The organism is Paenibacillus pedocola (genome assembly GCF_031599675.1).
GTDB classification, from domain to species: Bacteria; Bacillota; Bacilli; order Paenibacillales; family Paenibacillaceae; genus Paenibacillus_AQ; species Paenibacillus_AQ pedocola.
On record NZ_CP134223.1, the window covers coordinates 367,015 to 388,974 of the forward strand.

General features: G+C 54.0%; 19 protein-coding genes. 12 read left to right on the top strand and 7 right to left on the bottom strand.

The features are described from left to right. Positions 1-16: 16 nt before the first annotated feature. From QU597_RS01615 to QU597_RS01625, 3 genes are all read left to right on the top strand, one after another. Positions 17-1,045: an ABC transporter substrate-binding protein gene (locus QU597_RS01615; RefSeq protein ID WP_310831074.1), complete on the top strand. Its 1,029-nt coding sequence runs from the start codon at positions 17-19 to the stop codon at positions 1,043-1,045. A gap of 165 nt (positions 1,046-1,210) precedes the next feature. After that, on the top strand, positions 1,211-1,993 hold the full coding sequence (locus QU597_RS01620; RefSeq protein ID WP_310831075.1) for an ABC transporter ATP-binding protein: 783 nt from the start codon (positions 1,211-1,213) through the stop codon (positions 1,991-1,993). An 18-nt stretch (positions 1,994-2,011) separates the two neighbouring features. Beyond that, positions 2,012-2,788 carry an ABC transporter permease gene (locus tag QU597_RS01625; protein ID WP_310831076.1) on the top strand — a complete coding sequence of 259 codons (777 nt, stop codon included), beginning with the start codon at positions 2,012-2,014 and terminating at the stop codon, positions 2,786-2,788. A 130-nt stretch (positions 2,789-2,918) separates the two neighbouring features. On the opposite strand, the gene QU597_RS01630 is transcribed toward QU597_RS01625, so the two are convergent. Beyond that, positions 2,919-3,794: a phosphotransferase gene (locus tag QU597_RS01630; protein ID WP_310831077.1), complete on the bottom strand. Its 876-nt coding sequence runs from the start codon at positions 3,792-3,794 to the stop codon at positions 2,919-2,921. A gap of 253 nt (positions 3,795-4,047) precedes the next feature. Here QU597_RS01630 and QU597_RS01635 point away from each other — a divergent pair, with 253 nt between their 5' ends. The 6 genes from QU597_RS01635 (at position 4,048) to QU597_RS01660 (ending at position 9,380) form a co-directional block, all read left to right on the top strand. Next, positions 4,048-5,157, top strand: a complete 1,110-nt coding sequence (locus QU597_RS01635; protein ID WP_310831078.1) for an ABC transporter substrate-binding protein — start codon at positions 4,048-4,050, stop codon at positions 5,155-5,157. A gap of 9 nt (positions 5,158-5,166) precedes the next feature. Further along, on the top strand, positions 5,167-6,090 hold the full coding sequence (locus tag QU597_RS01640; protein ID WP_310831079.1) for an ABC transporter permease: 924 nt from the start codon (positions 5,167-5,169) through the stop codon (positions 6,088-6,090). Beyond that, a complete protein-coding gene (locus QU597_RS01645; RefSeq protein ID WP_310831080.1) occupies positions 6,087-6,878 on the top strand; it encodes an ABC transporter permease in 792 nt (263 codons plus the stop codon). Before QU597_RS01640 ends, QU597_RS01645 begins: the two co-directional genes overlap by 4 nt. Before the next feature lie 25 nt (positions 6,879-6,903). Further along, complete coding sequence (locus tag QU597_RS01650; protein WP_310831081.1) at positions 6,904-7,947, top strand: ABC transporter ATP-binding protein; 1,044 nt, start codon at positions 6,904-6,906, stop codon at positions 7,945-7,947. Positions 7,948-7,949: 2 nt separating this feature from the next. Next, positions 7,950-8,786 (top strand): alkaline phosphatase family protein, encoded by an 837-nt coding sequence (locus QU597_RS01655; RefSeq protein WP_310831082.1) that lies wholly within the window; start codon positions 7,950-7,952, stop codon positions 8,784-8,786. A gap of 357 nt (positions 8,787-9,143) precedes the next feature. Further along, positions 9,144-9,380 carry a DUF6953 family protein gene (locus QU597_RS01660; RefSeq protein WP_236336630.1) on the top strand — a complete coding sequence of 79 codons (237 nt, stop codon included), beginning with the start codon at positions 9,144-9,146 and terminating at the stop codon, positions 9,378-9,380. Between the two features lie 132 nt (positions 9,381-9,512). Here the strand turns inward: QU597_RS01660 and QU597_RS01665 are convergent, their stop codons facing one another. The 3 genes from QU597_RS01665 to QU597_RS01675 all read right to left on the bottom strand — a co-directional run bounded on the left by QU597_RS01665 (position 9,513) and on the right by QU597_RS01675 (position 13,395). Further along, entirely contained in the window at positions 9,513-11,843 is a 2,331-nt protein-coding gene (locus QU597_RS01665) for a UvrD-helicase domain-containing protein (RefSeq protein ID WP_310831083.1), read from the bottom strand. A gap of 219 nt (positions 11,844-12,062) precedes the next feature. Then, positions 12,063-12,521, bottom strand: a complete 459-nt coding sequence (locus QU597_RS01670) for an Imm30 family immunity protein (RefSeq protein WP_310831084.1) — start codon at positions 12,519-12,521, stop codon at positions 12,063-12,065. A gap of 10 nt (positions 12,522-12,531) precedes the next feature. Further along, positions 12,532-13,395 carry a Cof-type HAD-IIB family hydrolase gene (locus QU597_RS01675; protein ID WP_310831085.1) on the bottom strand — a complete coding sequence of 288 codons (864 nt, stop codon included), beginning with the start codon at positions 13,393-13,395 and terminating at the stop codon, positions 12,532-12,534. Between the two features lie 234 nt (positions 13,396-13,629). On the opposite strand from QU597_RS01675, the gene QU597_RS01680 reads away from it, so the two are divergent. Further along, the gene (locus tag QU597_RS01680; protein WP_310831086.1) at positions 13,630-14,871 is read left to right on the top strand and encodes a DUF445 domain-containing protein; all 1,242 of its coding nucleotides are present in this window, start codon (positions 13,630-13,632) and stop codon (positions 14,869-14,871) included. Between the two features lie 110 nt (positions 14,872-14,981). On the opposite strand, the gene QU597_RS01685 is transcribed toward QU597_RS01680, so the two are convergent. The 3 genes from QU597_RS01685 to QU597_RS01695 form a co-directional block, all read right to left on the bottom strand. Next, the gene (locus QU597_RS01685) at positions 14,982-15,308 is read right to left on the bottom strand and encodes a P-II family nitrogen regulator (RefSeq protein WP_310831087.1); all 327 of its coding nucleotides are present in this window, start codon (positions 15,306-15,308) and stop codon (positions 14,982-14,984) included. Between the two features lie 207 nt (positions 15,309-15,515). Beyond that, positions 15,516-16,616 (bottom strand): glycosyltransferase family 4 protein, encoded by a 1,101-nt coding sequence (locus QU597_RS01690; protein WP_310831088.1) that lies wholly within the window; start codon positions 16,614-16,616, stop codon positions 15,516-15,518. An 86-nt stretch (positions 16,617-16,702) separates the two neighbouring features. Continuing rightward, the gene (locus tag QU597_RS01695; RefSeq protein WP_310831089.1) at positions 16,703-17,521 is read right to left on the bottom strand and encodes a hypothetical protein; all 819 of its coding nucleotides are present in this window, start codon (positions 17,519-17,521) and stop codon (positions 16,703-16,705) included. 286 nt (positions 17,522-17,807) lie between these two features. Here QU597_RS01695 and QU597_RS01700 point away from each other — a divergent pair, with 286 nt between their 5' ends. Beyond that, positions 17,808-21,281 (top strand): PAS domain S-box protein, encoded by a 3,474-nt coding sequence (locus QU597_RS01700; RefSeq protein WP_310831090.1) that lies wholly within the window; start codon positions 17,808-17,810, stop codon positions 21,279-21,281. Further along, on the top strand, positions 21,278-21,895 hold the full coding sequence (locus tag QU597_RS01705) for a C39 family peptidase (RefSeq protein ID WP_310831091.1): 618 nt from the start codon (positions 21,278-21,280) through the stop codon (positions 21,893-21,895). Before QU597_RS01700 ends, QU597_RS01705 begins: the two co-directional genes overlap by 4 nt. The last annotated feature ends 65 nt before the right edge of the window (positions 21,896-21,960 follow it).

Sequence of the window (21,960 nt, forward strand, 5' to 3'; positions counted from 1 at the left end):
GAAGAGGTGCATTGTCTTGAAAAAATCATGGTACGGTTCAGCATTCCTGCTCTTATCTATATCTCTTGTTGTTATCCTGTCGGGCTGCAGCTCCAAGGGGGACGCGGCCGCCTCAGGAGAGGCTGCGGGTAATCAGCCCAAGACACTTAAGATCAAAATCGCCGACACCAACACGAACCCGGTTTTCCGGGTAGCGGCGGATAAAGGCTTTTTCAAAAAGCATGGCATCGACGCCGAAATCATCACCTTCGCTTCGCCGGCGGAAGGGGTTAACGCTTTGTTCATTAAACAGGTGGATGTAGCATACGGTGCAGACTTTCCGGTGCTGAATGCGGTATCCAAGGGCGGCTATTCGATTATCGCTTCTGCCGGCCAGGCTACCGATCAGGCTGCTGCGGCCTGGAAGCTTTACGTAAGGGACGATATCAAGTCTGCCGCTGATCTGAAGGGCAAGAACCTCAGCTTCATCCGGGGGACCTTTATCCCGTATCTGTGGGATGAGTACCTGAAAGAGCAGGGTATTGCGCTAAGTGATGTGACGTTAACCGGACAGGGCGGTTTTGACGAAGCTTTTATTGCCCTGAAGCAAGGTGACATTGATGCAGCATGGGTAATTGGTTCGGCGCTGGTTGATAAGCTGGCTGCGCTGGAAGGGGTGCATGAGCTGAGCGATATGTCCAAAACCCCGGTGCGGCTGGGCATGGGACTTGTGAGCGGAGACGAGTTTGTTAAGGCGAATCCCGAGGGTATCGGTGAATTCCTGGCAGCGGTGGATGAGGCTTCAGCCTATGCCCAGGCCCATCCTGACGAAGTTGCGGATCTCATGTATGCGGAAGTGAAGCAGCCGAAGGAGAATACGCTGAAGGATCTGCCTCTAAATCCATGGATCATCGGCTTTACTCCTGCTGCTTATGACAGTCTGGCCGGCCAGAAGAAATACATGATTGATGCGGGAATTATCGAGAAGGACTTCGATCTGGAGAGCACGCTGAATCTGGAGCCGCTGAAGCAGGTTCTGCCGGATACAGTGACTTACGGGAAATAACTAGCCGCTACACAAAACTAAGCTTATGCTTCCGAAGCAAGTTTTGTACGAAGTCTAATCATTGAAGTGTTGCTACACAAAACTAAGCCTATGCTTCCGAAGCAAGTTTTGTACGAAGTCTAATCATTGAAGTGTTGCTACACAAAACTTTTAGGAGGTGTCCAAATGTCTACACTAGCGAGTCAGAGCCAGCACACCATTCAGATTGAGAAGCTCCGGAAAAGCTACAGTGAACAGACGGCCGGAGACGTTCATTACATTATCAAAGATGTGAATCTTGTGATCAGAGGCGGTGAATTTTTCGTTCTGCTCGGCCCGAGCGGCTGCGGGAAATCGACACTGCTGAATATGATCGCCGGGTTTGTCTCCAAATCCGGGGGCAATCTGAAGGTGGATAATGTTGAGATCGACAGACCGGGCAGAGACCGTGCGGTGGTGTTCCAGCAGGCGGATTCCTCCCTGTTCCCGTGGCTGACCGTTCGTGAGAATGTGGAATTCGGATTGCGGATGAAGAAGACGCCCAAAACGGAACGCCGCAAGATCTCTGACCGCTACATCGGGCTTGTCGGGCTGAACGGGCATGAGGAGAAGTTCCCGAAGGAATTGTCCGGAGGTATGAAGCAGCGGGTGCAGCTGGCCCGTGTACTGGCGAATGATCCGGCGATTCTTTTGATGGATGAACCCTTCGGCGCTCTTGATGCGATGACCCGGCGGACGATGCAGAAGGAGCTGGTCAACATCTGGCGGGAAACGCATAAGACGGTTATTTTTGTCACCCATGATATACAGGAGGCGCTGCTGCTTGGTGAGCGGATCGGCATTATGTCCGTAGGTCCTTCCTCCAATATCACCGATATTTACGACAATGCGCTGCCGTTTCCGCGGGATGTGGCCTCACCGGAGTTCTACTCGCTCTATAACCAAATTCAAGGACATTTCGAAGAATAGAATAGGGGGTGACACTTGATGAAATGGGTGGAGAAAAAATGGGTATCCGTCTCTCTGTTATGGATTGCCGCACTGGGCATCTGGCAGCTGGGCGCCGCAATATACGGGCCTGATGTCATCCCCGGGCCGTGGGCTACACTGAAAGGCGGGCAGGAGCTGATTAACGACGGCACGCTGATGCAGTATATCGGCATTAGCTTTTACCGGGTGCTGGTGGGCTGGGTGCTGGGTAGTCTGCTGGCGATTCCGGTGGGGCTGATCATCGGCAAGGTGAATATCATCCGGATTTTTGCCGAGCCTTTTCTGAATTTTATCCGCTTCATTCCGCCGATTGCCTTCATCACGCTGTTCCTGGTCTGGTTCGGCATCGGCGAGCAGTCGAAAATCGCCCTGATCATGTACGCGACCTTTTTCATCGTGACGCTGAATACGCTGACCGGTGTAATGGCGGTGGAGGAGGACAAAATCCGTTCCGCCCGCAGCATGGGGGCCAGTGAGTGGCAGATCCTGCTGCATGTCATTGTGCCGGCGACAACACCTTATATTTTTACCGGAATCCGCCTGGCGATGGGTACCTCTTACATGGCGATTATCGGCGCGGAGATGATTGCCTCGAACGAAGGTGTGGGTTATCTGATCTGGAACTCCCGCTTGTTCTTCCGCACGGACTGGATTTTTGTGGGGCTGTTCTGCCTGGGCTTCATGGGCTTCTTCACGGACCGGGTGTTCGGCTGGTTCGGCCGCAGGGTGCTGTACCGCTATGGTGTTGTCAGTGTGGCGGCACGGAAGCGGTAGGATTGTTTCTTTCCCGGAAAATAAAACGGAGATAACGCATAACAGCCGCCCGGTTGAACGGGCGGCTGTTTATTATGAGGCAGCGGTACTCCTTATTCAAGTAAGGAAAGCTGCTGGCGCGAAGTAACTGTTATCCGTTCTTCCCCTGTGATAGGGATCGCTCCATTTTATGGAACAGATAGTTAGCCAGGCCGCTGTAATCAAAGTCCGGGTGTGACGCCGAGTCCATCAGCGTTGTAGCCCACATGGCATTCCAAAACGAGACCACATAATCCATATCCTGAAGGGAGCGTAAAAGCTCAGGGGAAGTATAGCCGAAATAGGCGTTTAAGAGCTCCGTCTGCTTATCAGGTTCGAGAGACTGGCTGATACAGGCAAGATCGTACATAATATCACCCATCCCTGCGAATTCCCAATCCAGCAGGCGGAGTGATCCGTCATCCATGAAATTATTTGCAAAAGGATCATTATGGCACAGCCCCCGGCAGCTGTCCGCAACCGCTGACCGCAAGGCCTGTATGTGATGAAGGCGCTCCAGCAGGCTGTCCAGGGCTTCAGGAAGCTGCTGCCTGCGGCTTTTCGCCAAATGAATCCACCGTTCAATATCTGCGTAGGGGGAGAATTCGAATTCAATCCCGGGAACGGTGTGCACCTTTTTAAGCAGAGCCGCCAAACCTTCGATATTTGCCGCCGGATCACTGGATTCCCAGGTGCGCCCTTCAATAAAACGGGTGATCATAACTCCTTGCCCGGCTTGACCAGCCTCAAAATACAGCAGCTCAGGCGCAATATCTAAAACGCTTACAGCTTTCATGGCAGCTAATTCTGCCCGGCGGTCGATCCCCAAATCTCCCGAGAGGGCACCATGAATGCGGACAACCGCCTTCTCCACACCATTCGATACGATGTAGTTCCGGTTGGTCAAACCGCTCTTCTGATACTGTATCTCTACCTCTGCCGCGTTCCATCCCAATCTATTTACTGCGCGTTCAAGTACTGACTCCATAGCATTTCCTCCCCATGTATGAGCTCTAGCGCCGTTTCAAGCCCATTATACCAAGTATGAAGCTTCGCGGGATTAGCCCTTTTAGGTAAATATTTCACGGGGCCGGGCGGATATTACAGGGTTTAATTTACAAATGTTTCTATCTCGTTTAACGTCCGGCAAATACTGGGCCACTATACTTCAGTTGGGCAGTCAGCAGCTTGGAACAGAGAGAAACGCCCGCAAATAAGAATTTAGGAGTGAACGGGAAATCATGAAAAAGAGATTCAAACAGCAGTTGTCTATGGGTCTGATGTTGTCCTTGCTCGTCCTCTTGCTTGCCGCTTGTTCCAACTCGGAGGCCAAGGCTGATGAAACCGGGAATTCTGCAGGAACGGAGCTGAGCTTAAGCGAAATTGAAGCCGCCGCCAAAACGGAGGGCGCGGTAGTCAGCGTAGGCATGCCGGATTCCTGGGCCAACTGGAAGGATACGTGGACTGATATTACAGGGAAGTATGGAATTACACATACAGATACAGATATGTCGAGCGCAGAGGAAATTGCCAAGTTCGAGGCAGAAAAGGACAAGCCGACAGCCGATATCGGGGATGTTGGGATTGCCTTCGGTCCCGTTGCGGTGGATAAAGGGGTGACACTGCCATATAAAACCTCCTATTGGGATGAGATTCCCGATTGGGCCAAGGATAAGGACGGAAACTGGATTGTCGGCTATCAGGGAAGCATCGCCTTCCTGACCAACACCAAGCTGGTGGCCGATCCGCCGAAAAGCTGGGAGGACCTGAAGAACGGCAGCTACAAAATCATCGTCGGCGATGTGACCAAAGCCGCGCAGGCGCAGATGGCGGTGCTCGCCGCAGCAATTGCTTTTGGCGGGGATGAATCGAATATTGAGCCGGGAATTGCTTTTTTTGAGGATTTGGCTAAAAAGGGCCGGCTCTCCAATGCCGAAGCTTCACTCGCCAATATCGAGAAGGGCGAAGTGGAAATGACGCTGCTCTGGGATTTCAATGCGCTGAATTACCGGGATCAGATCGGCAAGGACGGCTTTGACGTCGCTATTCCGAAGGAGGGCAGTGTCGTGAGCGGGTATGCGACAATCATCAATAAATGGGCACCCCATCCGAATGCTGCCAAGCTGACCCGTGAGTACATCCTCAGCGATGAGGGCCAGATTAATCTGGCCAAGGGCTACGCCCGGCCGATCCGTGACAGCGTCAAGCTGCCCGAAGATGTATCTGCTAAGCTGCTGCCGAAAGAGGAATATGTTAACGCTAAGCCGGTCGGTGACTACAAGGCATGGGAAGAAACGGCGAAGAGCATCCCGCAGCTGTGGCAGGAACGTGTGCTTGTGCATTTGAACTAAATGAAGAAGATGAAACAGAGACAACGCGGGGTCATTCTGGCCCTGCTTCCCTTTGTGCTGATGGTGCTCGCTTTTCAGGTAGTCCCCCTGCTGTCCATGCTGACAGGCAGCTTTCGCAGGGAGGACGGAACCGGGTTTACGCTGGGTAATTATCTTCACGCTGTGCAGAGCGCTTACTATATGCAGGCGATCAAGAACAGCCTGCTGATCTCTGTCGCCTCCAGTGTGATCGGCATCGCGGCCGGCCTGCTGTGTGCCTACTGCATCACCCGGTTTACCCCCGCGGTGCGGGATAGGCTGCTGATGCTCTCGAATATGACCTCGAATTTTGCCGGAGTGCCGCTTGCGTTTGCTTATATTATTCTGCTCGGCAACAATGGCGTTTTTACGCTGCTGTTCAAGCAGTGGGGCTGGAGCGTATTCTCGGACTTTAACCTCTACAGCTGGTCCGGACTGATTCTGGTCTATGTCTATTTCCAGATTCCGCTGGCCTTGCTGCTGCTGTATCCGGCTTTTTACGGCATCCGGGAACAGTGGAAGGAAGCGGCTGCCCTGCTCGGAGCAGGCTCCTGGCAATTCTGGAGAACCGTAGGCCTGCCGGTGCTGTCACCGGCAATCTTCGGCACGCTGGGCATCCTCTTCGCTAACGCGATGGGGGCTTACGCGACGGCCTATGCGCTGGTCGGCGGCAACTATAATCTGCTGGCCGTCCGCATCGGCTCACTGGTTGCCGGCGATGTGGTGACCCAGCCGCAGATGGGCAGCACGCTGGCTGTTCTGCTGGCTCTGAGTACGCTGCTGGCCGTTTATCTCAATCAGCGGATGGTCCGGCTAACCGAAGGTTTTACCAGCAAACCGCCCCGGAAACGGGCCTGGCGGAGAGAAGCTTCAGCAGGCATACGGGCTGCGGCCTTGGAGGAGGCGGGACAATGAACACACGGCGGAGCGGGCTTGCCCCGCGTACGTTTATGCTGCTGCTCATGGTTTATCTGTTACTGCCGCTGCTGGCGACGGGGCTGTATGCTTTCGCAGAGAACTGGCAGAACACCCTGCTGCCTGAAGCCTGGACCTTCGGCTGGTTTGGCGAGATGTTTAAGGACATCCGCTTCCTGGAGGCGCTGTGGACTTCGCTGTATCTGTGTCTGATCACTGTACTCTTGAGCCTCGCAGTCATGCTGCCTGCCGTGTTTGTGATCACGGTTTATTTTCCGTGCTGGGAGAGCTTTATGAAGGGGATTGTTGTTCTGCCTTATGCCGTACCCGGTGTAGTAGCCGCCGTGGGTCTGATCCGAGCGTATTCCTCAGGCCCGCTGAATATTTCGGGAACCGCCTATTTGCTGGTCGGGGCTTATTTTGTGGTCATTCTTCCCTATATGTATCAGGGTATCCGCAACAGCCTGCTGAGCGTATCCGCCGTTGAGCTGCTGAATGCCGCTGAACTGCTGGGTGCGCGCCGCCGGAGCGCTTTTGTGAATGTGATTCTGCCGAATATCTGGCCGGGTGTTATCGTATCTGCGCTGCTCTCGTTCTCTGTCCTGTTCGGGGAGTTTGTGCTGACGAATATGCTGGTCGGCGGTCACATTCAGACGATTCAGGTGTATCTGTACAGGCGGGTCGGGGAGAGCGGGCATCTGGCCAGCGCGATCGCCATTTCTTATTTTGTATTCATTCTTCTGCTGTCGGCACTGCTGATGCGGCTGGGGACGCTGGGAAAGAGATAGCTCATGTGGAGGAGGGAATGACCGGATGAACGATTACTTGAAGCTTGAGGGGATCCGCAAAAGGTTCGGGGATGCCCAGGTGCTGAATGGAGTGGATCTGAGTGTCGCCGAAGGGGAGCTTGTCACGCTGCTCGGTCCGTCCGGCTGCGGAAAAAGCACGCTGCTGCGCTGCATCGCCGGCCTGGCCGAGCTGGATGGCGGCAGCATTGTGCTGGAGCGGCGGGAGCTGACGAGCCTGCCGCCGCGCAGCAGGGATGTGGGCATGGTGTTCCAGTCCTATGCGCTGTTCCCCAATCTGACCGTCAGCCAGAATGTGGAATACGGGATGCGCATGCGCGGGATGGCTCCTGCGGCGCGGCGCAGCCGCTGCCGGGAGCTGCTCGCGATGGTCGATCTTGAAGATAAGCGGGATATGTATCCGCAATTGCTATCCGGGGGCCAGCAGCAGCGGGTGGCGCTGGCCCGCTCGCTCGCCGTCCAGCCGAAGCTGCTGCTGCTGGATGAACCGCTCAGCGCACTCGACGCCAAGATCCGCAAGAACCTGCGGGCGGAGATCCGTCAGATCCAGCGGAGGCTGGGGATGACGACGCTGTTCGTTACCCACGACCAGGAAGAGGCGCTGATTCTGTCGGACCGGATCTGCATCATGAACCAGGGCCGGATGGTTCAGGAGGGCTCACCGGAGCAGCTGTATACAGCGCCGCGGACGGAATTTGCCGCCCGGTTCATGGGCAGCTACAATGTGCTGACCCGGGCCGAGGCGCTGACGCTGTTCCGCAGCGTGCGCAGCGCAGCGGACAGCTTCGCCATCCGGCCCGAAGCACTTAGGCTGCTGCCGGAAGGCGACAAGCCGGGGGAGGACACAGACGGCATGACCTCTGTGAAGGGGATGGTACAGTCTGTATCTGTGCTCGGCAATATTATCCGGGCTGTAGTGGAGGCGGCGGGGATTTGCCTAACCGTAGATTTGCTGAATGACGGACGCTGGCTGCGCGTGCGGGAGGGCGAGGGAGTTACCCTTTTGCTGGACCCGTCCCAGCTGCTGCAGCTGGAACAGGAGGGAGCCTGAAGATGACGGATACAGCGAATAAGCTTATCGTAGTGGTGCTGGACGGGCTGCGGTACGATGCCGCCCGCAAATATATGGGTTACATGGAGCATCTGGTAGAGCAGGGTCAGATGTCCTGCTGCAGTGTACAGTCCGAGCTGCCCAGTCTCTCGCGGCCTCTGTATGAAGTGCTGCTGACGGGGACGCCGGTATCGAGGAACGGAATCACCGCCAATCATATTGTCAGGCTGAGCCATGAAGAGAGCGTCTTTCATCTTGCTGTCGCCGCCAATCTGCGCACAGCTGCAGCGGCATATCACTGGGTCAGCGAGCTGTACAGCTCGGCGCCGTTTGATCCTGTTGCCGACCGCCATCAGCACAATGTCCTGAAGCCGATCCAGCATGGCAGCTTCTACTTTGAGGATCATTACCCGGACAGTCATGTATTCGCTGATGCCGAATATTTGCGCACTGCCTATGATCCCCATTTTCTCTATATTCACCCGATGAATATTGATGATGCCGGACACCGCTCCGGCGGGGAGAGTAAGGAGTATGAGCTGGCGGTCCGCAGGGCAGACGGTCTGCTCGCCACACTGCTGCCGAAGTGGGTGGAGGAAGGCTATAAAGTGATAATAACGGCGGATCATGGGATGAACGCTAACGGGTGTCATGGCGGTGTAACGCCGGCTGAACGGCTGGTGCCGCTGTACATATCCGGCAATAACGGACTACTGCCGGAAGCGGGAGCCGTGACCCTGCCCCAGCTGCTGCTCGCCCCGTTAATGTGCCGTTGCCTGGGACTCGCACCCTCTAAAGCGATGATCACGGAGGGGCTGCCGTCTCTTGTACAAACATAAGAATTTATATGTTGCACGCCATAAATCATCCTTATGTTGGGTTTCCTCCACCTAAATTCTGCCGGGACGGGATGAAGAGGGACGCTAGTTGGATTTACTCCACCTAATCGCTCCTGTATGGGCCCGAATCAGCGTTTCTCGGAAAATTAAGTGGAGGTTTTCCCGCTAAACTATGATGTTAGGCGAAGTTGGACGAATTAGCTGGAGGTTTTCCCGCTAGTGTCGCCAGATCACAACAAGGCTTATCCGGGCTGCGGGCCGTACTTGCCCCGATATCTTTCAGGGGACGGCTTTCTTTCATATTCATGCTATAATGAGGAATATTGCTTATGGCATTTTGAAAGGGGCAGCAGCCTGATGGAAGTTACCGCACAAGAGGTAGCGGAATGGATGGTCAAGGAGATCCGTTTTACCGGAACCCTGCACCAGACCGCCGCGATTGAATATGTTAAGGCCAATTTCGGCGAACAGTTTGTGTTTGTCAATGAGAACGGGAACGCCTCGCTGTCTAAGGACGTGAAGAAGGCTTTCCGTAAGCTGCATGGCGGAAGAATCGCCTGGGACCGCGACGGTTTTCTGTGGGCTTGGACGTGAAACAGGAAGGACCATTGCTCTGGCAGCAATGGTCCTTTCTATTTGAGAACCGGATATGTATAAAGAAGCAAAGCCCCTTCCCACAATTGTTCTGTGGAAAGGGGCTTTGCCCATAGGTGCGTCTGTCCTGTATTACACAGGAACCTCCCGGGTGCTTTTCTCCATGGGCGAGCTGCACAGCGGGCAGGGCTTGGAGGCCAAATGATCCTCGGCCCCGCCTGCCTTCATCCGGGTCCAGCCCGGGCAGCTTGTGCCGGTACAGTTCCAGACCGGAACAGTATGCATCCGTACATTCGCTCCGCTGCCGGAGGAATACGATCTGGCCCCGCCGGTTCTTGTTACCGTCACAGAGGCGGGTGCAGGCCGGGAAGGGGCGGCTGCTGCGCGGAAGGCGGACAGCATAAAGCGGGAGACTTCCGCTTTCTTCCCCCGGTGTCTGGCCGGTGAGCTGATGAACAGCTCTTCCCGGGCCCGGGTGACGGCCACGTATGCGAGCCGCCGCTCTTCTTCCAGCGCGGCAATGCCGGACTCACTGTGGGTCTTGAAGGCGCTGGCTGCCGGGGGCTTGGCCGTCTTCCGGTCTTTCAGCCGCTCGCCCTCGAGCGCTGAGCTGTGGGGAAGGATGCCCTCCGATGCGCCGATCAGGAAGACAACGGGGAACTCCAGCCCCTTGGACTTGTGAATGGTCATCAGCGCAATCCGGTTGCCCTGCTCCTTCAGGCCGGGCTGGCGGCTCAGCTCATTCCGCTCGGTAATATTCGCAATGAATTCGAGGAAGACCGGGATGCTGTCGAACCGTTCAGCCGAGGACTCCAGCTCGTCCAGCATTTCCTTGAGCGTCTCCCGGTGCAATGTAGCCTGGTGCCGTTCATTGGCTTCAATGAAATAGTCATAGAAGTTCGTGCGGATCTGGCGGATCGCCTGCACCGGTGTTAACGCCGCCAGACCGCGGATCAGCTCCAGCCGGTCCCGCAGCTTAGCGCCTTTGAAATCCTCCATGCCTGGCAGCGACAGGAGATGGATCAGCGGTCCTTGCTTGGGCTGGACAGCCTCCATCCGGCGGATATGGTCCATGCCTTTTTCCCGGCTCATATAGAGGGTCGGGAGGATATTCTCCATAGCCGCGAAGTTGCGCCGGTTCAGCGACAGCCGCAGATGATCCAGCACCGGGGAGATCAGCCAGTGCTCGTAGAGCAGCTGGCCTTCCCCGTAATCCACATAGGGGATATCCCGCAGGAGGAGCAGCTCCAGCACCGCCCGGTTGCTGCTGGAAGCACGGTAGAGCAGGGCGAAATCACGGTATTCCCTGTTACCGCTGTCCACTTGGCTGACAATATGTTCAACAATCTGCTCGGCCTCCTCGTCCGCGGTCTGCGGGCGCAGATACCGGGGCTGGCTGCCGCTGTTTTTGGCGGCCTGCAGGGTTTTGGAGCGCCGCCGCAGGTTATGGCGGATGATGCCGTTGCCAAGGCCGACAATAGCCGGGCCGGAGCGGTAGTTGATATTCAGCGTGATTACCTTGGCGCCCGGATAGAGCTTCTCGAATTCAAGGATGAACTCGCTGCGCGCGCCGTTGAATGAATAGATCGTCTGGTCATCATCGCCGACAACCATCAGATTATGCTGCGGATGGGCTATCATTTTGACCAGCTCATATTGCAGCGCATTCGTATCCTGAAATTCGTCGACCATGACATACTGGAATTTCTGCTGCAGCTCTTGCAGCAGCGCGGGCTGCTCCCGCAGCATTTTGTATGCGATCAGCAGCACATCGTCGAAATCGATTTTGAAATTATCGGTTTTCCATTGCTCGTACAGGACCAGGATCGCTTTCATTTCCTGTTCTGCTGTTGTGCTCTCCGGCAGATTCTCCGCTTCGCCCATATTCATCTTGCAGGAAGAGAGCAGGGCGAGCAGTGTTTCCGGCGGATAGGCATCCTTCGGCAGCCCCAGCTCCCGCATAATCTGCTTCAGCAGGATGTGCTGACGGCGTGTCTCATGAAAGATGTCCTGCCGCAGTCCTTGTCTTCTCAGGAAATAGAGAAAAAAGGAGTGGAACGTGCGGGCCTGGAGACGGGCGGCATCGCTCTCCTCAACACCAGGCAGCAAGGCGATACGCTCACGCATTTCTGCAGCCGCCTTACTCGAGAAGGTAAGCAGCAGCATCCGGCTGGGCGAGATGCCCCGTACCGACAGCAAATAGCCGGTCCTGCAGATCAGCACCGAGGTTTTACCGGAGCCTGCCCCGGCCAGTGTCAGCAGCGGCCCCTGATAATGCCGTACTGCCGCGATCTGCGGCTGATTGAGCAGTATGCCCCCTTCTTCCAGCCTGCGGAAATAAGCGGCATCACTTTCCTCCGACTTCACCATCTCGCGGCTGGTCCGGGCTGAAGCGATGGCCGCCTGGGGAATGCGCTCACCGGTTGCGCCCAGCGGTATATTATGAAATAAAAGCTTGTTCATTAGATTCACCTTCATTTAAGTCCACTAACGGGTTGATTTTTGCCAACTTACACTATAACACGTATCTGTTTTGGCGAAATGTTATTTTTATGCCAGAGGATGGAACGCCGATGAGGATCGGTGCTGCAGAGGGGGAAATGCTGAAATGAGATAAATTGCAGGGTGGACCCATCCAGGGCACCTTAAGCAGTAGCCCCTTTTTAACGGCAGTCTTAACGGTCACTTTATCTTTCCAAGCATATAGTTCACTTTGCGCTCGTACCCGCGGGGTTTGTTCTCCCGGATCTCTTCGAGCAGAAAAGCCAGTGCCCGTTTTACCCGTGGAGGCATGCCTTTGGCTATAGCGGCATATTCCTTCAGGAACCTATCGTCGCTCAAGATCCGCTCATTCAGCACGATGGCCCAGCCCCGGGCAGGCTCGAGCATCTCAGGCAGCGATTCCAGCAGCTGGGTCAGGTACATCTCCATGTGGCAGCTCTCCACGAAATGAACGAGGCTGAACATCATTTCCTCGTGCTCGGTCTCATCATCGAACACCTTGAAAATCTGCTGGATCACAGCATCCTCGGTATCACCTGCCAGCCCTTCAAGCGCCTGTTCGAACAGCTCGCACTCCAGCTCCGTCCGCAGCAGGCGGTTGTTGTACAGCTGGGCGATGCCCGGATACATATTCATCATGAGCGGCCTCCTACTTCCGGTCCAAAAGATGGCGGATTCCGGCGGCAACACCATGCTCTACATTAGTCAGTGTGATGAAATCAGCGGTTTCCTTGAGCAGGGCAGCGGCATTCCCCATGGCAATTTTATAGCCGGCCGTCTCAAACATCGGGAGATCATTATAGCTGTCGCCCATAACGGCAACTTGCTCCGTAGGAATGTCATAGTGGGCAGCCAGCAGGCTTACGCCGTTACCTTTGTTGGCCTCCTTGTGGTTGATCTCAATATTACTCTCATGAGAAGCGGTAATAATGAGCCCGGGAATCGCTGCAAACCGTGTAGATGCTTCTTTGAGCACTTCAGGGTTCAGCGAGAAGGCCAGAGCTTTATAAATGGGGTCTTCTTCTTTGCTCCAAATTTCCTCCATACTCTCTACGTAAGTAACGGCAGCCTGCTGAAACTGCTTGGCAATCATGGCCTTCAACAGCCAGCCGAAGCCCTCTGGGATTTCTTCGTCTTTGAGCTCCGACAATTTCTCCAGTCTGACACGCTTGTCCAGCTCTACATATACATTATCTTTGGTATACACTTCGTAATAAAGCTCAGGAATCTCGTTCATCCAGCGCAGCACAGGGATAATATCCTCTTTGTCGAGCGGCCGGCTGGCCGCAAGGGAGCCGTCAGGCAGCATCAGCAGTGCTCCGTTCAGACAGACCACAGGGCATTCCAGATTGGCCAGCCGCAGCTGCCGCTCCGCATCCATGTAAGAGCGTCCGGTGGCAATCGCCACGATATGCCCCAGACTTTGTGCATGGAGGATAGCCTCGCGGTTCTCCGCGCTAATCCTTCCATCTTCATTTAGTAGTGTCCCGTCCATATCAAGTGCAATCAGCATAGCAGTGTTCTCCTTTTCCGTTCAAAAGTTATCCCCATCGTGGAGAGTGAAATGATTCTTTGTATTTTATCACTAATTCTGTGTAAATAAAAAATCCATTTTCAAGTAAGTGGAGGATTTTCAGAAAGGACTCCGGTCGTGTTACAATGAGAGGTAGACCAACAAGCAGGCATCCTGAGCACTTTCAGCTTACATTGCCCATTGTGAATTGTTTTTAGGTAAGGGGGATAAAAAATGAAATCCAGAAATTTAGCTACGATATCGCTTGCCGTGATGGCCTGCGGTTTTCTGATTACGCTGTTTTTACCGGAAAATATAGGGACCGAGCTGCTAAGAGGCGGCTTTGAGGCCGGCCTTGTCGGCGGGATTGCTGACTGGTTCGCGGTTACCGCGCTGTTCCGGCACCCGCTGGGCCTGCGGATTCCGCATACCTCGCTGCTGCTCAAGAACCGGGACAAAATCGTGCAGTCGCTGATCTCCGCCATGGAGAATGAACTGCTGAACAAGGCAAGCATTGAGAACAAGCTGCGCAAGGTTCGCATTGTTTCTCTGGGCAGCGGGCTGCTGACGAAATTTATGTCACGAAAAAAAGCAAGAACCGAAATTCTCGGACAGCTTAGCGCGCTCGTGCAGCGTCTTCCGGTGGAACAAGCGGTGCCGTATCTTCAAACGGCTCTCGCGGACTATCTCCGGGATGCTGAGCTTGGCGTTGCTGCTGACCGGATCGCGACCAGGCTGATGAATGACGGCAAGGATACCGCCGCCCTTGATTATGCGCTGGAGGGAATTTCCGGCTGGAGCGGGCGTCCGCAGACGCGTGCCATGCTGGGTAAGATCGCCAGTGAGAAGCTGGCCGAAGTAAAGCTTGGCGGGCTGAAGGGGATGGCCTTTCAGGCCTTTGTAGGATTTATGGATGCCGACATGCTGGGAGAAATGCTGCAGGGTATGCTGCAGTCCGGAATCCGCGATTTCCGCGAAGCAGACAGTCCGTACCGGGAGGAAATGATCCGCGAAATCCGCGTCGCTATATTCCAGCTTGTGAATGACGAAGCGAAGATCGCTGCGCTGAAAGACTGGGCGCAAAAAGAGCTGCAGGGCGAAGAAGCTGCTGCATTTCTGCACCAGCAGCTGGAGGTTTTCCGGGGCAAGGCGGCTGCGATGCTGGAGGAGGACCGCAGTTCCGGCGGGCGCAGGCTGTTCGCGCTGTATGCCATGCTGGTCCGCCGCATCAGCGGGGAGACAGAGTGGATTCAGGGCTGGGAAGAACGGATTCGGGCTTCATTGATTAATATCGTAGAGGCTAATCATTTCCGGCTTGGTGTATTGGTCAAAGAAAACCTGGATCAAATGGACGATGCTAGCCTCGTTAACATGCTGGAGGATAAAGTGGGCAAGGATTTGCAGTGGATCCGGGTCAACGGCGCCGTATGCGGCTTTGTCGTGGGTCTGGTGCTGACAGTCATCCAGATGATTTGAAGATAATATTACAAGAAGAGGCAGCAGAACGTTTCTTGGAGCGGTATTCCCGTCCAGGCGACGCTTTGCTGCCTCTTTAATATGGAGTTATGACTTAGGAAGTTAAGCGGCTACAGTTGATTTTTACCGTTGCTGATCGTGAAGGTCTCCAGCACTGGCAGTACAAAGATCTTGCCGTCACCGAAGGAGCCTTGTTCGCCGGTTCTTGCCGTTCTCATAATAATGCTGATGACATCGTCCTTCTCATCATCATTGATGACGATCATCAGCAGCTTTTTGGAAATTTGATTGTAGTAGTTGGTGCCTACTTGAATTCCTTTTTGTTTACCACGGCCCAGCAAATCCATTTTACTGATGGAGGGGAAGCCGGCCAGCATTAATTCAGCCATGACCTCATCCGCCTTCTCGGGTCTAACAATGGCTTTGATCATTAACATAACGATGCACCCTTTCTACAGCGAATAGTTGTTGTAGGGGGTTGCCAGCATCTTGATAGCGGTATAAACTAACACAGTTTGTTATTGGCAACGCTTACAATATGAGTATAATAGCTGCAGCTGCCTATATCCTGCGAAGATGATCACAATTCCTTTGTTACACATTGTCGCAAGGGAAGAGGAGCGCCTGTCAGGCAGACTCCTCAGCTACGGCTTAAGCAGCAGGCGGTACAGCTCCTCTAAATGCGCTGCGGTATGCTGCCATTCGAAAGTCCGCAGCGCATCGCTGCGGCCCTGCATTCCGATCTTTGCAGCTAGTAGGGGATTCCGGCCTACCTTGAGCATAAGCCTTGCAAAAGGCAATGCTTCCTGGTACCGGTCCACCAGATAGCCGTTATGGCCTGAAGTGATGATCTCCCGGATCCCGCCATTGTTCGAAGCGATGACCGGCAGGCCTGAAGCCATAGCCTCCACATTCACTAATCCGAAGGATTCATGCCGCTGGGAGGGGCAGACGAAACAGTCAGCAGCCTGATACAAGCCGTGTATATGTTCGTGGGCGATAGTGCCAAGGAAGGTTACGGATACGCCGAGCCGGCCGGCCAGGCTCCTAAGCTTACGGATATATAACGGTTTGCCCGGGCCTGCGATGATCAGATGGGCGGGCAGGTATTTGTTAAGATGCCGCATGGCCCGGATCAGCACAGGCACTCCTTTGCGCGGAATGACCCTGCCCACGAACAATACAGTAAACTTCGGTGGAAGCCGGTACGTTCTGCGCAGAAGCAGACGCTCCGGCAATTCAACAGGGGTGAAGCGGGATAAGTCTGCTCCCAGCGGAACGACACTAAGCTTTCTGGAAAGCCCCGGAAAACGCCTGGAAAGCCGCTTCTGCAAAGACCTGCTGTTGACAGCAATGGTATTGGCGTGTGCAAGGCTGCGGGCAATTCTCGCTTCTGCCGGTACAAAGGTTAAGGAGTGTAGATACAGCAGTACCGGGGTCTCTGGATGCCGCTGCTTTACGGCGGCCATAAGCAGCGGACGATTGTCGACCTGGATCACATCGAAGGATTCCCCTTCCAGAAAGTGAAGCACGGAAGCCTGGTAACGGGAGGGAGTTCCTGAAGCCAGCCGGATGATCCGCACCTGCTCCAGTTCTGCTGAATCGGGCAGGAAGGCTGTTCTGCGGCTTAGAATCGTCACTTTATGTCTCTGGGATAACTGTTTGGCAATAGCCCAAATGCAGATCTCCACAGACCCGTCCCCCGGTACCGGGAACTGCTCCGGGGCAATAATACAGATTTGCATAGCTCCAGCCTCCTCAAGGCCCATTAACGGATGTTCTCTCTACCTAACATATGCGGACTGACAGGCGGAAGACACCCGGGGTTATATCAGGGAGCGATTTGCCTCGCGGTCGCTGCAATCACTGCAGCAACCTTTTGTTCCAGCTCGATGATTTTCTGTTTACTGGCGGCAATCTGCTTGTATCCGGAAAGGAGTGAGGTCAGGGATTGTCCGGCAAGAACCGGATTCTGTTTGCGGACGGCGGATTTAAAGTCGCTGAAGTCTGCAGTTATCCGCTGGTTCAGTGCGGCCGCCACGTTTTTCTGGGACTTGATGGTGGTCTGGGGGCTGTCGATGCCGGCTAAGGTTTTGCGTGCTGCAGTAATCTTCCGGGAGCGTTCCTCTTTGGCAGCCTTTAGCAGGGCTTCTTTGTCCCGGATCTCCTGGCGGGCGATTTGGACGGCTATTTTCATGGCCTCCGCCTGGGTACGCAGCACGGAATTCAGCGTCTTGTCCTTAAGTCCTTTCAACAGGGTGATCCGGGTATTAAGCGCACTATATTGATCAAAGAGAGGCTGATAATGCTGCTTGACGCTGCTGACCGCAGAGGTAAGCTTGGCCACAGCAGCCTGATCGATCTCTTTAATCTGGTTCCGGACCACAAGCAGTGCCTGTGCGTTACTCTCATGCAGGATACGGATTTGTTCTTCACGGCTCTCATACTGTGCAGTTTGGGCAGAGAGTTCACTGTACTGGCTTTTCAGCCTGACTCTGGCTGTGGATTCAGCGGCGGCGGCAGTCAGCTCAAAAGCGGCCTGAATCGAGGGTGTCAGCACAGCAGCAGCTGCACTTGCGCCACCAGCTGAGGTGAATAAGGACACCATAAGCATAAGTGCTGCAGGGACTGTCTTCATAAGCTTGTTCAACTTGGGTTCTCCTCCTGTCGTCACTATTGTCCGCAAACGGCAAAAAGCACCCGTAAGTAAAGGCAAATAAGCCTTTATTACGGGTGCTTCCATCGTAATTGGTTAAATATGTGATATTAACCAACACTCTAAATGAACCGCAGAGAGCCGTCAACATTTAAAATTCTTAATTTATGTTCCGAAGTTGCGCTGTACATTTCTTCCGACTTCCTCTTATCGTATACTGGTAGAAGTACAACTGAGAGTCTGCACAGAGCTGGCTCATGATGAAGGGGGCCCCTATAAAATGAATTACTTGGCAGAGAACGGCAGTATTCTGGATCAAGCATTCATGATGTCTCCAGTAGGAATGGCTGTATGGGCCATAGAGACGGACAAGTGGATTAAGGTTAACTCCGCACTTTGCAATATTCTGGGCTGCAGCGAGTCTGATTTTCTTGAAGGAGCTTTGTGCAGCGGTAATCATGCATCGCAGGCGGAACTGGAAGGATTGTCTCTGGCAGGGAGCATTGATGGGCAATCTTTCCCGCCGGGTGCTACTGTAGTAAAAGAATTGAGATTCCACAACCGTGCCGGACGCCCTATATGGCTGTCTCTTACGCTTGTCCGTCCAGAAGAAGGACAGGCTTCCCCGCATATTATAGTTTATGCCCTGGATATTACCGACAGGAAAATCGCTGATCAGCTGACCGTAGACAGCCGCGATTTATATGATTTATTTATAAAAGATGATCAAAACATTATTTCCTTTACCCAGCCGGACGGCATCATGAGCTTTATTTCACCTTCTGTGAAGAAGCTGCTCGGCTATGAGCCAGAGGAGCTGATCGGCAGGAACCGCCTGGAATTCTATCATCCGGATGATGTCGCAGGTCTGGATAAGTCGTTCGAGGGACTTCTGCAGAATGATACGTATACCCGCCGTCTCCGCCACAAGGAAGGGCATTATATCTGGTTCGAAACCTCTTTTCATGCTATCCGGAATGAGCAGAATGAAATCACGAGAATTATGGGCATTGGCCGGAATGTGACCCGCCGCAAACAGAATGAAGAAGCGCTCGCCGAAGCACAGCGGGTTGCCAGAATCGGCTCCTGGACCTGGGATTTAGTCAAAAGCAAGCTGACCTTCTCGGAGGAGCTGCGGCGTATTCTGCATTATAGTGTAGGTCCAAACGATGTGGATTACCAGACGTTCGCAAAGCTGGTCCATCCGGAGGACCTGAGCTATTTGTATGAGAATGTAGAGCTGGCACTGAATCATGGAGAATCCAGCGAAGCTACCTACCGGCTGGTCCTCCCTGACAATACCCTGCTGGCGGTAAATATTCAGTCGGATGTGATCTACAGCCCGGAAGGACAGCCCATCAAGCTGATCGGCATGATGCAGGATATTACCGAGCGGCAGCAGATGGAGCAGCAGCTCAGGGAGAGCGAGCGCAATTTCCGGCTGATGTCCGAAAACTCACTAGATCTGATTTCGCGCCATACAGTCGACGACATCGTCTTTTTGTATTGCTCCCCGGCCAGCCGTACTTTACTTGGTTACGAGCCTGAGGAGATGGTCGGTACCAGCGCCTATGACTATCTGCATCCCGACGACCTGCCCCTGATACAGGAGAAGATGATGCAGAACAAGGCAGCCGGATTCATTCCGCCGATATCCTACCGGTACCGCCACAAAAACGGCAGCTATATTTGGTTCGAGACGAACAGCCGTTACATTTTTGATGAGCAGGGACAGGTGGTAGAGATTATTGCTGTCGCCAGAGATATTACAGAGCGCAAGCAATTCGAGTCGAGGCTGCAGGAGAATGAGCAGCGTTACAAATCGCTATTTGAGTACAATCCTTCTGCGGTATATTCGATGAACCTGCAAGGTGATTATTTAACTGCGAACGCTATTTTGGAGAAATTATCCGGCTACTCCATGGAAGAGCTGATCGGTAATTACTACGGGCCTCTCGTGCATGAAAAGGACATTGAGAAGACAAATTATCACTTTTCTATGGCCTGCAAGGGAGTCCCGCAAAGCTATGAACTCACGCTGATTCATAAAGACGGGCATCTGGTGGAGATCAATACGGTCAATATTCCGATTGTAGTCGATGACGAGGTTGTCGGTGTCTACGGGATTTCCCGCGACATTACCGAGCGCATCCGGTATACCGAGCAGATTGAGAAGTTGAGCAATGATTACACCCTGATCCTCAATGCGGTCTCCGAGGGCATATTCGGCCTTGATACGGAAGGCAGGATAACCTTTATCAACCCTGCCGGTGCAGATATGCTTGGCTTTGCCCATGGCGAGATTATGGGACGGTCTTATCTTGGCCATATTCAGCAGACGGCACGGGACGGCAGCTATTCCCGGCCTGAGGATTCTCCGCTGATGCGGGCTGTCCAGGCCGGGGAGTCCCTTTCAAGCAAGGATGCGGTGTTGTGGCGGAAAGACGGATCAAGCTTTTTGGCTGAATACCAGGTGACCCCCCTGTTTGATAAAGGAGAACGTATCGGTGCGGTTGTCGTCTTCCGGGACAACACCAATGAGAAGGAGATTATCCGCGCCAAAGAATCGGCAGAGAAGGCGGATCAGGCTAAATCGGAGTTTCTGGCCATCATGAGCCATGAGCTGCGGACCCCGATGAATGGCATTATGGGCATGACGGACCTGCTCGCAGAGACAGAGCTTGATGAGGAGCAGCGCGGATACACCAATATTATCAGTGAGAGCAGTGCTTCCCTGCTGTATATTCTTAATGAAATTCTGGATTTCAGCAAAATTGAAGCAGGAAAAATGACGCTGGTGCATGAGCCGCTTAGCCTGGAGGGAGTCATGGAAAGTGTCACCGAGCTGTTCCTGCCCAAAGCCCGGGAAAAAAACATCGGGCTGAGCTGCCGGATAGCCCCGGATGTACCGGAGCTGATTATGGGCGATGCAGCCCGGCTTCGCCAGGTCGTGGTTAACCTGGTCAGCAATGCTGTTAAATTTACCGAGACGGGGCATGTTGATATTGCTGTAGAGACGCAATTCTGCCCTAAACGGCGCAAATTAACGCTGAAATTCAGTGTACAGGATACAGGGATCGGCATTCCGCCCGAGAAGCAATCCCAGTTGTTTCAGTCCTTTTCCCAGCTGCATCCGGCAATCAACCGCAAATACGGAGGTACCGGACTTGGACTTTCGATCTGCAAGCGGCTGGTTGAGCTGATGGGCGGGGCAATTACCGTGGACAGCAGGGAAGGGGAGGGCTCCAATTTCTATTTCACCCTGCCTATTGATATTGACAGTGACCCTGATGAACATGCTGAGGAAATGGTAAGGCCGGCGGAGGAAACGCTTCGGAATGCCGGGGCTCTGCCGCATGCAGAACCCAAATACGGTCCGCTGCGGATACTGGTTGCCGAAGACCATCCAATCAACCAAAAGCTGCTCCTGACCATGCTGCAGAAAAGAGGCTATAACGCCGACCTCGTAGAAAATGGACAACAGGCGCTCCAAGCGGTGCAGCAGCAGGACTATGATCTTATCTTTATGGATGTGCAGATGCCGGTGATGAGCGGGCTAAGTGCAGCGGCCCGGATTAGTAAGCTGCCTGTAACCGGCAGCCGTCCCTATATGGTAGCTGTGACTGCCTACGCCAGACCTGAGGACCGGGAGAGATGCCTGGCTGTAGGCATGGAGGATTTCATCAGCAAGCCTTTTCTCGCTTCCGATATTGAACGTATACTGCGGGAGCGGCAGGAGAAGATATCCCTATGACACAGTCACTGCTAAGCCGCCGGATTCCCGCAGAACCCTATACACAGTGGGAGCCGGGCGTTCGTTCACCCGGCTCGGCCTGCGGGCCTGCCACTATGGCAGCGTTAATGGAATATTGGCACACGCGGCAGGGAGCAGCCTTTATTCCTGGAATGAGGCATTTTGACACCAAAGCAGCACATATAAATAACATATACAGCCGTCACGGCGGAAGGCCTTGGGGCATGAGTGTGCGCAGCTTCACCCGGGGCATCCATGCCTATCTCAGGTCTGCTGCCGGGAAGGATGGCCATAACGGATGGCAGCACACTGTAACCGTCTTTAATGATATGGAGCGGTATACAGCGGAGATTGATGCAGCCAGGCCGGTAGCACTCAAGTTTGACAAATGGTTCAGCTTCCGCTGGCATGGGGATTTTGCCTACAATTATCACTGGGTTCTGGGAATCGGTTATGAAAAGCCTGCTGGCGGAAAAGGACCGGTGCTACTTGTTCACGATAATGGACTCCGCCTTAAGGACGGCAGCTACCGCCCGGGGCAGGAACGGCGCATCCCTTATCTTCCCAATCAGAATATCATCACAATGGTAGCACTGGACATAACCCGGGCGTAAGCGGGAACCGCTCCTTTAACCTGTACAGGGAGGAGCGGGCAAAAACTTTGTACAAACGTTTGCGC